Source organism: Vagococcus xieshaowenii, assembly GCF_004792515.1.
Classification (GTDB): domain Bacteria; phylum Bacillota; class Bacilli; order Lactobacillales; family Vagococcaceae; genus Vagococcus_A; species Vagococcus_A xieshaowenii.
This window is the reverse complement of record NZ_CP038865.1, coordinates 1,277,501-1,292,790: the sequence shown is the minus strand read 5'-3', so window position 1 is coordinate 1,292,790 and position 15,290 is coordinate 1,277,501. Positions and strand designations below refer to the sequence as shown.

12 protein-coding genes and 2 rRNA genes (1 of these 14 cut by a window edge) are annotated in these 15,290 nt (G+C 37.7%); 13 read left to right on the top strand and 1 reads right to left on the bottom strand.

Annotation, left to right across the window (positions count from 1 at the left end):
• Nucleotide 1: 1 nt before the first annotated feature.
• On the top strand, nt 2-649 hold the full coding sequence (locus E4Z98_RS06210; RefSeq protein WP_135255251.1) for a thiamine diphosphokinase: 648 nt from the start codon (nt 2-4) through the stop codon (nt 647-649).
• A 103-nt stretch (nt 650-752) separates the two neighbouring features.
• Here E4Z98_RS06210 and rpmB read toward each other — a convergent pair whose 3' ends face one another.
• Entirely contained in the window at nt 753-941 is a 189-nt protein-coding gene (rpmB, locus tag E4Z98_RS06205) for a 50S ribosomal protein L28 (protein ID WP_135255252.1), read from the bottom strand.
• 235 nt (nt 942-1,176) lie between these two features.
• Here rpmB and E4Z98_RS06200 point away from each other — a divergent pair, with 235 nt between their 5' ends.
• The 12 genes from E4Z98_RS06200 to E4Z98_RS06145 form a co-directional block, all read left to right on the top strand.
• Nucleotides 1,177-1,539 carry an Asp23/Gls24 family envelope stress response protein gene (locus tag E4Z98_RS06200; protein WP_135255253.1) on the top strand — a complete coding sequence of 121 codons (363 nt, stop codon included), beginning with the start codon at nt 1,177-1,179 and terminating at the stop codon, nt 1,537-1,539.
• A gap of 78 nt (nt 1,540-1,617) precedes the next feature.
• Nucleotides 1,618-3,252, top strand: coding sequence for a DAK2 domain-containing protein (locus E4Z98_RS06195; protein WP_135255262.1), 1,635 nt, complete (start codon nt 1,618-1,620; stop codon nt 3,250-3,252).
• Nucleotides 3,253-3,346: 94 nt separating this feature from the next.
• A complete protein-coding gene (gene recG / locus E4Z98_RS06190) occupies nt 3,347-5,392 on the top strand; it encodes an ATP-dependent DNA helicase RecG (protein WP_135255254.1) in 2,046 nt (681 codons plus the stop codon).
• 44 nt (nt 5,393-5,436) lie between these two features.
• The gene (gene plsX / locus E4Z98_RS06185) at nt 5,437-6,447 is read left to right on the top strand and encodes a phosphate acyltransferase PlsX (RefSeq protein ID WP_135255255.1); all 1,011 of its coding nucleotides are present in this window, start codon (nt 5,437-5,439) and stop codon (nt 6,445-6,447) included.
• 86 nt (nt 6,448-6,533) lie between these two features.
• Nucleotides 6,534-6,773 carry an acyl carrier protein gene (acpP, locus tag E4Z98_RS06180; protein WP_135961177.1) on the top strand — a complete coding sequence of 80 codons (240 nt, stop codon included), beginning with the start codon at nt 6,534-6,536 and terminating at the stop codon, nt 6,771-6,773.
• A gap of 256 nt (nt 6,774-7,029) precedes the next feature.
• On the top strand, nt 7,030-8,037 hold the full coding sequence (locus E4Z98_RS06175) for an ABC transporter ATP-binding protein (RefSeq protein WP_135255257.1): 1,008 nt from the start codon (nt 7,030-7,032) through the stop codon (nt 8,035-8,037).
• Nucleotides 8,037-8,987 (top strand): ATP-binding cassette domain-containing protein, encoded by a 951-nt coding sequence (locus tag E4Z98_RS06170; RefSeq protein ID WP_135255258.1) that lies wholly within the window; start codon nt 8,037-8,039, stop codon nt 8,985-8,987. The genes E4Z98_RS06175 and E4Z98_RS06170 overlap by 1 nt, the downstream gene beginning before the upstream one ends.
• A 2-nt stretch (nt 8,988-8,989) precedes the next feature.
• Nucleotides 8,990-9,952 carry an oligopeptide ABC transporter permease gene (gene opp4B, locus E4Z98_RS06165; RefSeq protein WP_135255259.1) on the top strand — a complete coding sequence of 321 codons (963 nt, stop codon included), beginning with the start codon at nt 8,990-8,992 and terminating at the stop codon, nt 9,950-9,952.
• Between the two features lie 30 nt (nt 9,953-9,982).
• Nucleotides 9,983-10,906: an ABC transporter permease gene (locus E4Z98_RS06160; RefSeq protein ID WP_135255260.1), complete on the top strand. Its 924-nt coding sequence runs from the start codon at nt 9,983-9,985 to the stop codon at nt 10,904-10,906.
• A gap of 54 nt (nt 10,907-10,960) precedes the next feature.
• Nucleotides 10,961-12,718 (top strand): oligopeptide ABC transporter substrate-binding protein, encoded by a 1,758-nt coding sequence (locus E4Z98_RS06155; RefSeq protein WP_135255263.1) that lies wholly within the window; start codon nt 10,961-10,963, stop codon nt 12,716-12,718.
• 392 nt (nt 12,719-13,110) lie between these two features.
• Nucleotides 13,111-14,670, top strand: a 16S ribosomal RNA gene (locus tag E4Z98_RS06150).
• 237 nt (nt 14,671-14,907) lie between these two features.
• Nucleotides 14,908-15,290: ribosomal RNA gene (locus E4Z98_RS06145) — 23S ribosomal RNA — on the top strand; it runs 2,534 nt beyond the window's last position.
• Together the 16S and 23S rRNA genes form the textbook arrangement of a ribosomal RNA operon.

The window sequence follows — 15,290 nt, the reverse complement described above, 5'->3', positions numbered from 1 at the left end:
TATGCAACAAGTTATCATTGCTGCAGGTGGATCCCCTTCTTTATGGCCTGTACTTGATCATTTTTCAGAAGAAGCGATTTGGATTGGAGTTGATCGTGGCAGCCTGTATTTGCTTAATCATGGTATTCAACCATTAGTTGCTATCGGAGACTTCGATTCGCTTATAAAGGAAGAATTTGAACAAGTAGCGCGACAAGTAAAAGAAGTCATCAAAGCACAACCTGAGAAAGATTTTACTGATACCGAGTTAGCTATTTTAGAAGTATTAAAAAGATACCCTGATTCGGAAATTACGTTGATTGGGGCTTCTGGAGGTAGATGGGATCATTTTCTAGCTAATATTTGGTTACCGTTTCATATAGGAGACTTGTCTATAACAAACAAATTAACCATTGCCGATAATCAAAACACGATGCGTTACTTTTTACCAGGGGATTATGTCATTGATAAAGAGATTGATAAGAAGTATTTAGCCTTTATTTGTTTAACGCCAATTGAGGGTTTTACAATTCATGATGCTAAATATAAACTCACTAATGTGGAGGTTGCTTTTCCAACAAGTTATGCTTCTAATGAGTTCGTATCCGATACGGTGAGGTTTAGTTTCACTAAAGGTGTTATAGCGGTGATACAAAGTAAAGATAAATAAAACAGAGGGAGGATATGACAAACTTTTGTCATATCCTCCCTCTGTTTTTGGATAAAAAAAAGACACCTAACAAAAAATATCAGATGTCTGTCTTAATTATAAATTAAACACGCTCAACTTTACCTGATTTCAAAGCACGAGTTGAAACCCAAACTTTCTTAGGTTTGCCGTCTACTAAAATACGAACTTTTTGTAGGTTAGCTTTCCAAGTACGTTTAGATGAATTCATCGCGTGAGAGCGAGAGTTACCAGATCTTGCTTTACGTCCAGTGATATAACATTCTTTTGCCATGGTCCTTCCTCCTTTGCTTTGATATTGAAGCGTTAATTTGTTTGCTCATACTAGAATAATTTATCATAAACCACTGCTTAATGCAAGCCTTTAAGAATAAGAAAAGATAAAAAAGCTTATGAAAAGTTACAGAAAATGTTTTTGACTAAATATGGAGTTTGACTTTTCTTATTAGATTGATTGTGATAGAATAGTTTAAGAATATGGGCGATTGTGCCTTAAGGAGGATATGTTTATGACTGTTAAAATTAATACACAAGCAGGAACTATCGAAATTAGCAATGAGGTGATTGCCACAGTAGTTGGTGGTGCAACCACTGAAATTTATGGCATCGTGGGCATGGCAAGTAAAAACCAAATTAAAGATAATTTTAATGAAATCCTTCGAAAAGAAAATTATTCTCGAGGCGTTGTTGTTCGTCAAGAAGATAACGGTGTAGCAGTTGATGTTTATACGGTTATTAGCTATGGAACAAAAATCTCAGAAGTATCTAAGAACGTTCAAGAGAAAGTTAAATACAATTTAGAAACAATGTTGGGCATTACTGCGAACTCAGTAAATGTATTTGTCCAAGGCGTACGTGTACTACCTGAATAATGTGTGAAGGTAGTCTTGACTAAAGGGAGGATTTATCAAGTGGAAATCAAAACAATTAAAGCGGGTCAATTTCAAGCAATGGTTCAGGCAGGATCAATGCGCTTGGATCAAAATGCCGAGTATGTTAACTCGTTAAACGTTTTTCCAGTGCCAGATGGTGATACTGGAACGAATATGAATTTATCAATGACAAGTGGTGCAAAAGCAGTAAGTAATTCAACATCAGAACATGTTGGGGAATTATCAAAAGTCTTATCAAAAGGTTTATTAATGGGAGCTCGTGGTAACTCAGGCGTTATCCTTTCTCAGTTGTTCCGTGGTTTCTCAAAAGCAATCGTTGATTTTGAAGAAGTAACAAGTGAACAATTTGCTACAGCATTCGCTAGTGGTGTTGAAACAGCGTACAAAGCGGTTATGAAGCCGGTGGAAGGAACGATTCTAACAGTTGCTCGTGAAGGCGCTAAAGCTGGTATGAAAAAAGCCCAACAAACAGAAGATTGTTTAGAAGTAATGGAAGCTGTTGTTAAAGGTTCTAAAAAAGCGCTAGATAAAACACCAGATTTATTACCTGTTCTTAAAGAAGTCGGTGTTGTAGATAGTGGTGGTCAAGGGCTATTATTTATTTATGAAGGATTTTTAAGTGTTTTATCAGGTAAAGAATTAGAAGCACCTGTATATCAACCAACACCTGCTGAAATGACAGAAATGGTAAATGCTGAACATCATCGTAGTGTAGCAGGTCATGTTGCTACTGAAGATATTAAGTTCGGTTACTGTACTGAAATAATGGTAAGAATTGGTGAAGGTGAAACAGTTGATAGTGAATTTGACTATGATACGTTCCGTAACTATTTAAATGAATTAGGTGATTCATTATTAGTGGTTGCTGATGATGAAGTCATTAAAGTTCACGTTCATACGGAGCATCCCGGTGAAGTGATGAACTACGGTCAGAAATTTGGTTCATTAATTAAAATTAAAGTAGATAACATGCGTGTTCAACATGAAACTATTCTTGAATCTGACGAAGTGGCACCAAAAGCTGATGCACCTCGTAAACCGTACGGAATTATCGCAATTGCTGCCGGAGAAGGATTAAAAGAATTATTCTTGAGTATGGGCGCTAACTATGTCATCAGTGGTGGACAAACAATGAATCCAAGTACTGAAGATATTATGAAAGCTATTGAAGAAGTACATGCTGAGAAAGTGATTATTTTACCAAATAATAAAAACATCTTCATGGCAGCAGATCAAGCGGCTGAAGTAAGTGAAATTCCAACAGTTGTAGTACCTGCTAGAACTATTTCTCAAGGGATGACTGCGTTGTTAGGCTTCAATGATCAACTATCATTAGAAGAAAATAAAGAAACAATGGTTGCTATGTTAGATGAAGTAGCAAGTGGTCAAGTAACAACTGCTGTTAGAGATACAACGATTGATGGTTTAGAGATTCATCAAGATGATTTTATCGGAATGGTAGAAGGTAAAATCGTTGTCGCTCAAACAGATCGTTTTACTTCATCAGTTAATACAATTGAAAAAATGTTAACAGAAGATAGCGAAATTGTTACAATTATTATTGGTGAAGAAGGAACACAAGAAGAAGCTGAAGCAATTGAAGCAGCTATCTTAGCGTTAAATGATGAATTAGAAGTTGAAATACACCAAGGAGATCAACCAGTTTATCCATATATCTTCTCTGTAGAATAAAGTACTTGAGTGAGCCTAGCTTTACAGAAAAAATAAAAATTAAAAAGACTGTGACAATTGTCATAGTCTTTTTGTTTATAAAGAGGTGAAACAATTGAAGTCGTTAAATGATGGAGTGGCTGTCTTAGCGGGAGTAGGACCTAAGAAAGTTGAGCAATTAATGTCATTAGGTATTGAAACAATTGAAGAACTTATCATGTATTTCCCGTTTCGCTACAATGATTTTCAGTTACGTCAAATTGAAGATATTGCAGATCAAGAAAAAGTGGTATTAAAAGGAACAGTCGTAACCGAAGCGGTAGTTTCCCATTTTGGCTATAAAAAAAATAGACTGATGTTTAATATTAGACAAGAGCATGTCGTAGTGAAAGTGACATTTTTTAATCAACACTTTTTACAAAAGCAAGTTCACATGGGCGAAGAAATAAGCGTGTATGGTAAATGGGATAGTAAACGTCAATCTTTAATGGGTATAAAAATATTAAGTAGCGGTGCTAAAGAACAAAGTGTTGATGAATTTGCCCCTATTTATCACGTTAACAAGCAAGTGAGACAACAAACACTTGTTGATATTATTGCAAAAGGAATAGAAGCTTATCTACCCTTGGTCGAGGACTGGTTACCGGATGAATTAGTTGAAAAGTATCATTTTTTAGATCGTCAAACAGCGGTCAAAGCCATGCATTTTCCGCAGACTATGACAGAAAATCAGGAAGCAAGACGTCGAATGGTGTTTGAGGAATTTTTTGAATTTCAAATGCGTATGCAACAATTGAAGCATCAGGAAAAAACGACAGATATGGGGACAGAGATACTATATGATAATGCTCGCTTAAAAACTTTTATTGAGACGCTGCCTTTTGAATTAACCTCCGCTCAAAAACGTGTAACAAATGAAATTTGTCGGGATATGAGAAGTAGTTTACATATGCATCGTTTGCTTCAAGGGGATGTTGGGAGTGGTAAAACAGTGATTGCTGCTATTGTTCTTTATGCTGCAGTCACTGCTGGTTTTCAAGGGGCTATGATGGTGCCAACAGAAATACTGGCGGAACAACATTTTTTAAGTCTAACTGAGTTATTTAAAGATACTGATGTAAGAGTTGCTTTGTTAACGGGTTCAACAAAAGCTAAAGAAAAGCGTGAAATCTTAGCGCAACTTGCTAATCATGAACTGGATATTATCGTGGGAACCCATGCGTTGATTCAAGACGGTGTGGATTATCATCATCTAGGATTGGTCATTACTGATGAACAGCATCGCTTTGGTGTTAAACAACGTCAAGCTCTAAGAGAAAAAGGAAATCATCCAGATGTCTTATTTATGACGGCTACACCTATCCCAAGAACTCTAGCGATTACGGCTTATGGTGAAATGGATGTATCAGTCATTGATGAGTTGCCAGCGGGTCGTATTCCTATCACAACAAGATGGGTTAAACCTCAGCAACTCAAGACTGTCTTAGATTGGTCAGCCAAAGAATTACGTCAAGGTCATCAAGTCTATGTGATTTGTCCGTTAATTGAAGAGTCCGAGTCCTTAGATTTGAAAAATGCCACTGAATTATATGATACATTACGCGACTATTATGCGCCTGACTTTGAAGTGGGATTATTACACGGTAAGATGAAACCTGCAGAAAAAGATGATATCATGACGAAATTTAAAGACAATGAGCTTCAAATTCTCGTTTCAACTACGGTTATTGAAGTAGGTGTTAACGTTCCAAATGCTACTATTATGATGATTATGGACGCAGAACGTTTTGGATTAGCTCAGTTGCATCAATTGAGAGGACGAGTGGGACGTGGTAGTGAAGCGTCGTATTGTATTCTTGTTTCTAATCCTAAAAATGATACAGGAATTGAACGGATGAAAATAATGACTGAAACAACAGACGGTTTTGTTTTAAGTCAAAAAGATTTAGAAATGCGAGGTCCAGGCGAATTTTTTGGTGCTCGTCAATCAGGGATTCCACAGTTTAATGTAGGCGATATGGTTGTTGACTTTGACATATTAGAAACTGCTAGGCAAGAAGCATCTAATATTTGGGAACAATATGAGTGGCAAATTAAAGCAGCCTATCAACTTCTAGCCCAACGAATGGTTGAGGTTGAACAGACTGGAAAATTTGACTAATAATAGGTAGAGATATGGTATAATTTGACCAAAGGAGTGATAATATGAGAATTGCAGTCGATGCAATGGGTGGCGATAATGCCCCAAAAGCAATTGTTGAAGGGGTTATGTTAGCCAAGAAAGAATTACCTTCAATTGAATTCCAATTATTCGGTAAAGAAGAAGAAATTAAACAATACGTAACGGATATGGAGAATGTTACAATTATTCATACAGATGTGAAGATTGAAAGTGATGATGAGCCGGTTAAAGCAGTTAGACGCAAAAAAGATGCCTCAATGATGTTAGCTGCTAAAGCAGTAAAAGACGGAGAAGCAGATGCTGTTTTTTCTGCAGGGAATACAGGAGCATTGTTAGCGGCCGGGTTATTAGTAGTTGGACGTATTCCACAAATTGAACGCCCAGGTTTGATGACGACATTACCTACTTTTGGAAAAAACAATCAAGGATTCGATTTTATGGATTTAGGTGCAAATGCCGAAAACAAACCCGAGCATCTTGTTGAATATGCTGTAATGGGAACACATTACGCTAAGCAAGTTCGTGGGATTACAAATCCTCGCGTTGGGTTGCTTAACAACGGAGAAGAAGAAACTAAAGGTAATGAATTAACTAAATCAACGTATCAATTACTAAAAAATGAACCAAGTATTAATTTTATTGGTAACGTTGAAGCAAGAGAATTATTATCTGGTGTTGCGGACGTAGTAGTAACAGATGGATTTACTGGGAATGCAGTACTAAAAACCATCGAAGGAACAGCTCTAGGCATTATGTCTATTTTAAAAGAATCCATTTTAGATAGTGGAATTAAAGGGAAAATGGGTGCTGTCTTACTAAAAGATGCGTTGAAAAATGTTAAAGGAAGTCTTGATTATTCAGCGTATGGTGGTGCGGTATTGTTTGGTTTAAAAGCTCCTGTGGTAAAAACGCATGGATCAACTGGTCCAGAAGCTGTTGCTTATACCATTAAACAGATTCACACGATGTTAGAAACAAATGTAACAGATGGCTTAGTTTCTTATTATGCACATAAAGATGAAACGTCTAAATAGATAGACTATAGACAAACGCAAAAAAAAAAAGTAAAATAGTGAAGTGTAACTTAGTCAAAGAAGAAATGAGATGGAGGTGGAGAAACTTGACACGTGAAGAAGTATTAGCAAAAGTTTCAGCAATCATTTTAAGACATTTTGATATTGAAGAAGATAAAATCAGTGAAGAATTAAGCATTAAAGATGATTTAGGTGCTGATTCTATTAAAATTATGGAATTTGTATTAGAAATTGAAGACGAGTTCGGTACAGAGATTTCTGATGAAGATGCTGAAAAAATTGAAACAGTTGGTGCAGCTGTTGATTATATAACAAATAATCTTTAATATGTAGTCGAATCCTTAAAGTTTCTATAAGGATATTTGTCTCAATCAAAGAGAGCAATAATAATTTATTGCTCTTTTTTTTGTCCAAAAATTAGAGGAACATGAAAGAATACCTTGAAAAAGTATGGGAATTTAAGTATAATTATTAAATATTGAGAAGAATATTAAAAATAAAAAAGAAACATGCTGATTACTATAAGAAAATTGACAGATTTCTAAAAAGAGTATTAAGCACGCTTTAGGAGAGGGGTATCTTATGAAGACTGGGGAACAACTACTCGAAGTCCGTAATTTGCATACAGGTTTTAGAATTAAAGATACATTTTATGACGCCGTCGATGATGTTTCTCTAACACTCGATAAAAATGAGATTTTAGCGATTGTAGGGGAATCAGGGTGTGGTAAAAGTACATTAGCAACAACAATTATGGGGCTACATAATCCCAATAATGCGAAATCAACAGGTCAAGTTATCTATAAAGATATGAACTTGTTAGAATTTAATGAAACTTTATACAATAAAATTAGAGGAAATGACATTGGAATGATCTTTCAAGATCCTTTATCAGCATTAAATCCATTAATGAGAATTGGTGATCAAATTGCTGAAGCTTTGTCATACCATACAGATTATACTAAAGAACAACGTGATGAACGCGTTTTAGAGTTGTTAGCCCAGGTTGGTATTCCAAATCCAGCACGTGTTGCTCGTCAATACCCACATGAACTATCAGGTGGTATGCGTCAACGTGTCATTATTGCGATTGCTATTTCTTGTAAGCCGCCAGTTATTATTGCGGATGAGCCAACAACAGCATTAGATGTAACTATTCAAGCACAAATTTTAGATTTATTAACTGATTTACAGGCTGAAACAGAGGCAGGTATTATCATGATTACTCATGATTTATCAGTAGTAGCTGAAATGGCTGATCGTGTTGCAGTAATGTACGGTGGTCAAATTGTTGAGCAAGCACCAGTAGCTGAATTGTTTGCTAATCCGAAACATCCATATACACGTTCATTATTGAACTCTATCCCTCAAGAAGATAGTCCAGATGAGGAATTACACGTAATTGATGGCGTGGTTCCTTCATTAACTAAAATGCCTAGAACAGGATGTCGTTTTGCGGCACGTATTCCTTGGGTTGCTGAATCAGAACATGAAGAAAACCCAACCTTACACGAAGTAGGACCCGATCATTTGGTTCGCTGTACTTGTTATAAGCATTTCCATTTCAAACATGAGGGAGGAGCAGAATAATGAGTGAATTACTAAGAATTGAAGATTTAAAAGTTCACTATCCAATTAGAAGTGGCTTCTTCAACCGAGTAACTGACCATGTATATGCAGTTGATGGTGTGAGCATGACTATCGAAAAAGGTAAAACATATGGTTTAATCGGTGAATCAGGTTCAGGAAAATCAACGATCGGTAAAGCGGTTGTTGGATTAGAAAAAGTAACAGATGGACAAATTATTTATAACTCACAAGATGTGACAAAACGTTCAATTAGAAAAGCAACAAATTATAATCGTGACGTTCAAATGATTTTCCAAGATTCAATGTCAAGTTTGAATCCTAAAAAACGAGTGATCGATATTATCGCAGAACCTATTCGTAATTTTGAAGAGTTAACAGATTTAGAAGAAAAACAACGTGTGAAAGAAATGCTGGATATCGTAGGAATGCCAACTGATGCGTTATACAAATATCCGCATGAATTTTCAGGTGGACAACGTCAACGTCTAGGGGTTGCCCGTGCAGTAGCAACAAATCCTAAATTAATTGTCGCTGATGAACCAGTATCTGCTTTGGATTTATCTGTTCAAGCGCAAGTATTAAACTTTATGAAACATATCCAACAACAATATGACTTGAGTTATTTATTTATTTCTCATGATTTAGGTGTCGTGAAATATATGTGTGATAATTTAGCTATTATGAACAAAGGTCGTTTTGTTGAAGTTGGAACTCGTGAAGATATTTATAATAACCCACAACATATCTATACCAAACGTTTATTATCAGCGATTCCGAAGATTGATGTTGAGAATCGTGAAGCGCATAAAGCGCAACGTCGTGAAGTGGAAAAAGAATATCAAACATTGATGAGTGATTATTATGATGAAAACGGTCGTGTATACGACTTACAAGAAATTTCATCAACGCATAAAGCGGCAGTTATTCATCGAGAAAGCGAGGAGAAATAATTATGTGGAAAACAATACTACGTCGTGTTCTTTTAATGATCCCACAAGTCATTATTTTAAGTGTTTTCATCTTCTTACTTGCTCAAGCAATGCCAGGAGATCCATTTACAGGTTTAATTAATCCAAACATGGACCCAGCTGCAATCGAAGCACTTCGTGAACAAGCTGGTTTAAATGACCCATGGTACACGCAGTACTTCCGTTGGGTAGGGAATGCTTTACAAGGTGATTTTGGAACAAGTTTCTTATACAAAATGCCAGTTGCTGAAATTATCGGACAACGCGCAATTAACACGATTTTATTATCAATTGTGACAGTTATTTTAACTTATTTAATTGCGTTACCATTAGGGCTGTTTGCAGGACGTTTCCAAAACTCATGGTTTGATAAAGCAGTTGTTATTTACAATTTTGTGAGTTTCGCTATTCCAGTATTCATTTTTGCTTTATTAATGTTATTTATTTTTGGTTACAGATTAGATTGGTTCCCAACAACAGGATCTGTTTCGGCAAATGTTGAGCCAGGTACAATGGCTTATGTTTGGGATAAATTCCATCATTTAATTTTACCAGCACTAAGTCAAGCGCTATTAGGAACTGCCGTAACGATTCAGTACTTACGAAGTGAAGTAATTGATTCACAAAACTTAGATTATGTTAGAACAGCACGTTCAAAAGGTGTGCCAACTAACAAAGTGTATACACGTCACATTTTCCGTAACGCCTCATTACCGATTGCTTCACAATTAGGTTATGAGATTACAGGATTAATTAGTGGATCAGTTGTAATTGAACAAATTTTTGCTTATCCAGGTATCGGTAAATTATTTATCGACTCATTATTACAGCGTGACTACACAGTCATCACTGCCTTAATTTTGATTCTTGGTATTATGACGTTAATTGGGACTCTACTATCAGATATTATTATGAGTATTGTTGACCCGAGAATTCGTATTCAGTAGATCAAAATAAAAGGAAAGGTGGCAAATAATATGTCAGAAGATGTAAAAAAAGATACAGCAGTTGTGGAAAGTATCCCACCAATGGGATTCCGCATGATTGCGCGTGAATTTAAAAAAGATAAATTAGCGATGTTCTCTTTAATTTTATTAATCGCTATTCTACTATTTGTATTTATTGGTTCAATTTTTGTTGACCAAGATAAAGTGATGTACGTCAGCATTTTTGATAAGTATGCAGCACCAGGAACATATAGTGACACTAAAGGAATGAGTTTCTTATTAGGTGCAGATGAAGGTGGTCGTGATGTATTCGGTCAATTGATTATCGGCGCTAGAAACTCGATCTGGATTGGTTTTGCTATTACAGTTATTACTTCAATTATTGGGGTAGGATTAGGAATTGTTGCTGGTTATTATGGTGGCGCAATTGATAACATTTTAATGCGAATTGTCGATTTCATCATGATTTTACCAACACAAATGTTAATCATTGTATTTGTAACGATTGTACCTAAATTTAATGTTTGGTCATTTATTGGGATTATGTGTTTATTCTACTGGGTAGGGAAAGCACGTTTGTTCAGATCTAAGACGTTATCAGAATCAAGAAGAGATTATATTAGTGCATCAAAAACATTAGGAACAAATGATTTCAAAGTCATGTTCCGTGAATTAATGCCTAACTTAAGCTCATTAATTATTACCAACTTAACGATGAACTTTGCAGCAAATATTGGGATTGAAACAACCTTAACGTTCTTAGGATTTGGTTTACCAGCAAGTAACCCAAGTTTAGGAACATTGATTGCTTATGCAAGAAATGGTGATGTTTTATCTAACATGTTATGGATTTGGCTACCAGCGTCACTATTAATTTTAATTATGATGTTAGCTATTAACTATGTTGGTCAAGCATTCAAACGCTCAGCAGATGCACGTCAACGATTAGGGTAAAAATAAATAGGGGGAATTAACTTGAAGAAAAAACATTTATTAGCAGGTTTAACGATGATGACTGCCGCAACTTTATTAGTAGCATGTGGCGGAGATGACAAAAAAGGTAAAGACAAAGATGCATCACAAGGTGTAGATATTGCAACTTTACCAGTAAAAAGTACTAACCAAGACAAAGCTATTGCTGGTCAAACAATGGAAGTTGCTGTTGTAATGGATACACAATTCAAAGGCTTATTCTTATGGGAATTATATGAAGACAGCTATGATGCTGAATTCATGGCACCTTCTCATGGATCACTTTTCACATCGGATGAAGATTTCGTTATTACAAACGATGGTGTAGCGTCATTAGATTTAGATGTAGAAGGAAAAAAAGCGACTATCAAGATTCAAGAAGATTTAAAATGGTCTGATGGGGAAGCTGTCACAGCTGAAGATATGATTTATCCGTATGAAATCATTGGACATAAAGATTACACAGGTGTTCGTTATGATACAACATTTACTAATATTGTAGGTATGGAAGAATACCACGCTGGTAAAGCTGATTCAATTTCAGGAATCAAGAAGATTGATGACAAAACAATTGAAATCTCATACAAAGAAATGAATCCAAGCATGCAACAACTAGGCGGAGGCATCTGGAATTACGCAGCTCCTAAACATGTATTAAAAGATGTGGCTATTAAAGACTTAGAAAAAGCTGACGCTGTACGTCGTAATCCTGTAACATTTGGACCATATAAAATGTCTAAAATCGTTGCTGGTGAGTCAGTTACGTTCACACCAAATGAATACTACTACAAAGGTAAACCGGCTCTAGATAAACTTGTTTTTACTGTTGTACCAACTGCTTCATCAATGGAAGCTATGCGTGCGTCTAAATACGATATGATGATTAAGATGGCAACAGATACATACCCTAACTATAAAGACACTGAAGGTTTTGAAATGTTAGGTCGTGAAGAATTATCTTACACATATGTAGGTTTCAAACTTGGTAAATGGGATGCTGATAAAGGCGAAGTCGTAACGGATCCAAATGCTAAAATGGCAGACAAATCTTTACGTCAAGCAATGGGATACGCAGTAAATAATGACCAAGTAGGAGAAAAATTCTATAACGGTTTACGTTCAAATGCTAGCACATTGATTCCACCGGTATTTGGTTCATTACATAATGATTCAATCGAAGGCTTTACTGAAAATAAAGACAAAGCAAAAGAATTATTAGCAGATGCAGGTTTTAAAGATGTAGATGGTGATGGATTTGTTGAAGATAAGAATGGTAAGCCATTGGTTATTAAATTTGCCTCAATGGACGGTGGAGAAACGGCACAACCATTAGCAGATTATTATGTGCAATCTTGGAAAGAAATTGGTTTAAATGTCCAATTATCAACAGGACGTTTAATTGACTTCCAATCATTCTATGATAAGTTGAAAAATGATGATAAAGAAATTGATGTCTTCCAAGGAGCATGGGGAACAGGTACTGATCCAACCCCAACTGGTTTATATGGAAGAACAGCACAATTCAACTACACACGTTTTGCAAGTGAAGAAAATGATAAATTATTAGCAGCAATTGATTCTAATGATTCATTTGACCCAGAAAAACGTAAAGAAGCATTTGATGCATGGCAAAAATATGCAGCTGAAGAAGCTTTTGTAATTCCAACTCTTTACCGTAATGAAGTATTACCAGTTAATACTCGAGTAACAGGTGTTGATTGGACAAGTAATGTTTTAGCGCAAGACTTATGGTTTAATATTGGAGTGACTGCAGAAAGCAGAACAGCTAAATAACATCAAAAAGCAAGGTACGAAAGTATCTTGCTTTTTTTTATAAATATAGTTGACTTAGTCAACGTGGAATGATAAGATAGTAAAGTTGAAAGGGCAAAAGTCCTTGATTATATAAAAAAGTTAAAAATTTGTTGACAAAGTCAACTAAACATGATAAACTTTAGAAGTTGTCACAAAAGACAACAGCTTTAAAAAGTAGACCTTTGAAAACTGAACAATGAATAAGACAAACCAAATGTGTAGGGTGTTTTACAAAGTGTAAAACAAAACCAACAATTTTTAAATTTTAGTGAAGTAATTCGCTAGCAAACATAAATGAGCTAAAACTCATAAGATGCTAGAAACAAGTTTCTAGCTATAGTGGTACATCAGCTTTGCTGTGAACCACTTATATTATTGAGAGTTTGATCCTGGCTCAGGACGAACGCTGGCGGCGTGCCTAATACATGCAAGTCGAACGCTTTTTCTTTCACCGGAGCTTGCTCCACCGAAAGAAAAAGAGTGGCGGACGGGTGAGTAACACGTGGGTAACTTGCCCATCAGTGGGGGATAACACTTGGAAACAGGTGCTAATACCGCATATCTCTTTTGATCGCATGATCGAATGATGAAAGACGCTTTCGGGTGTCGCTGATGGATAGACCCGCGCTGCATTAGTTAGTTGGTGAGGTAATGGCTCACCAAGACCGTGATGCATAGCCGACCTGAGAGGGTGATCGGCCACACTGGGACTGAGACACGGCCCAGACTCCTACGGGAGGCAGCAGTAGGGAATCTTCGGCAATGGACGAAAGTCTGACCGAGCAACGCCGCGTGAGTGAAGAAGGTTTTCGGATCGTAAAACTCTGTTGTTAGAGAAGAACAAGCGTGAGAGTAACTGTTCACGCCTTGACGGTATCTAACCAGAAAGCCACGGCTAACTACGTGCCAGCAGCCGCGGTAATACGTAGGTGGCAAGCGTTGTCCGGATTTATTGGGCGTAAAGCGAGCGCAGGCGGTTCTTTAAGTCTGATGTGAAAGCCCTCGGCTCAACCGAGGAAGGTCATTGGAAACTGGGGAACTTGAGTGCAGAAGAGGAGAGTGGAATTCCATGTGTAGCGGTGAAATGCGTAGATATATGGAGGAACACCAGTGGCGAAGGCGACTCTCTGGTCTGTAACTGACGCTGAGGCTCGAAAGCGTGGGGAGCAAACAGGATTAGATACCCTGGTAGTCCACGCCGTAAACGATGAGTGCTAAGTGTTGGAGGGTTTCCGCCCTTCAGTGCTGCAGCTAACGCATTAAGCACTCCGCCTGGGGAGTACGGTCGCAAGACTGAAACTCAAAGGAATTGACGGGGGCCCGCACAAGCGGTGGAGCATGTGGTTTAATTCGAAGCAACGCGAAGAACCTTACCAGGTCTTGACATCCTTTGACCATTCTAGAGATAGAACTTTCCCTTCGGGGACAAAGTGACAGGTGGTGCATGGTTGTCGTCAGCTCGTGTCGTGAGATGTTGGGTTAAGTCCCGCAACGAGCGCAACCCTTATTGTTAGTTGCCATCATTAAGTTGGGCACTCTAGCAAGACTGCCGGTGACAAACCGGAGGAAGGTGGGGATGACGTCAAATCATCATGCCCCTTATGACCTGGGCTACACACGTGCTACAATGGACAGTACAACGAGTCGCGAGACCGCGAGGTCAAGCTAATCTCTTAAAGCTGTTCTCAGTTCGGATTGTAGGCTGCAACTCGCCTACATGAAGCCGGAATCGCTAGTAATCGCGGATCAGAACGCCGCGGTGAATACGTTCCCGGGCCTTGTACACACCGCCCGTCACACCACGGGAGTTTGTAACACCCAAAGTCGGTGAGGTAACCTTCGGGAGCCAGCCGCCTAAGGTGGGATAGATAACTGGGGTGAAGTCGTAACAAGGTAGCCGTATCGGAAGGTGCGGCTGGATCACCTCCTTTCTAAGGAATATTACGGAATACACAGGTTGACTTATTCATTGCTCAGTTTTGAGAGGTTTACTCTCAAACATTCGTTCATTGAAAACTGGATATTGAAACAAAATGTAAACAAACCGAAAACACCGCGTTGAAACGAGTTAATAAACAAAGTTCAATAGCTAAAACATAGGATTGATGGAGCTGACTATCGCTAGTTGGTAGAAATCAAGAGTCTAGCACGTAAGTGGTAGCAAATAAGGTTAAGTGAATAAGGGCGCACGGTGGATGCCTTGGCACTAGAAGACGATGAAGGACGGGACTAACTCCGATAAGCTTTGGGGAGCTGTACGTAAGCTATGATCCAGAGATTTCCGAATGGGGCAACCCAGCAGCTTTAATAGGCTGTTACTCCTAACTGAATACATAGGTTAGCGAGGGTGAGACGCAGAGAACTGAAACATCTAAGTACCTGCAGGAAGAGAAAGAAAAATCGATTTCCTTAGTAGCGGCGAGCGAAACGGAAACAGCCCAAACCAACAAGCTTGCTTGTTGGGGTTGTAGGACTCAGCTGTGGTAGCTGTGAGTAGTAGTTGAATTGACTTGGAAAGGTCAGCCAAAGAGGGTGAAAGCCCCGTAAACGA

Bases quoted from the DNA above. Each gene is read 5' to 3' on its own strand.
- E4Z98_RS06175 (WP_135255257.1), top strand. From the start codon at position 7,030: ATGAAGACTGGGGAACAACTACTCGAAGTCCGTAATTTGCATACAGGT.
- E4Z98_RS06160 (WP_135255260.1), top strand. From the start codon at position 9,983: ATGTCAGAAGATGTAAAAAAAGATACAGCAGTTGTGGAAAGTATCCCA.
- E4Z98_RS06155 (WP_135255263.1), top strand. From the start codon at position 10,961: ATGATGACTGCCGCAACTTTATTAGTAGCATGTGGCGGAGATGACAAA.
- E4Z98_RS06210 (WP_135255251.1), top strand. From the start codon at position 2: ATGCAACAAGTTATCATTGCTGCAGGTGGATCCCCTTCTTTATGGCCT.
- rpmB (WP_135255252.1), bottom strand. From the start codon at position 941: ATGGCAAAAGAATGTTATATCACTGGACGTAAAGCAAGATCTGGTAAC.
- opp4B (WP_135255259.1), top strand. From the start codon at position 8,990: ATGTGGAAAACAATACTACGTCGTGTTCTTTTAATGATCCCACAAGTC.
- plsX (WP_135255255.1), top strand. From the start codon at position 5,437: ATGAGAATTGCAGTCGATGCAATGGGTGGCGATAATGCCCCAAAAGCA.
- E4Z98_RS06195 (WP_135255262.1), top strand. From the start codon at position 1,618: ATGGTTCAGGCAGGATCAATGCGCTTGGATCAAAATGCCGAGTATGTT.
- E4Z98_RS06170 (WP_135255258.1), top strand. From the start codon at position 8,037: ATGAGTGAATTACTAAGAATTGAAGATTTAAAAGTTCACTATCCAATT.
- E4Z98_RS06200 (WP_135255253.1), top strand. From the start codon at position 1,177: ATGACTGTTAAAATTAATACACAAGCAGGAACTATCGAAATTAGCAAT.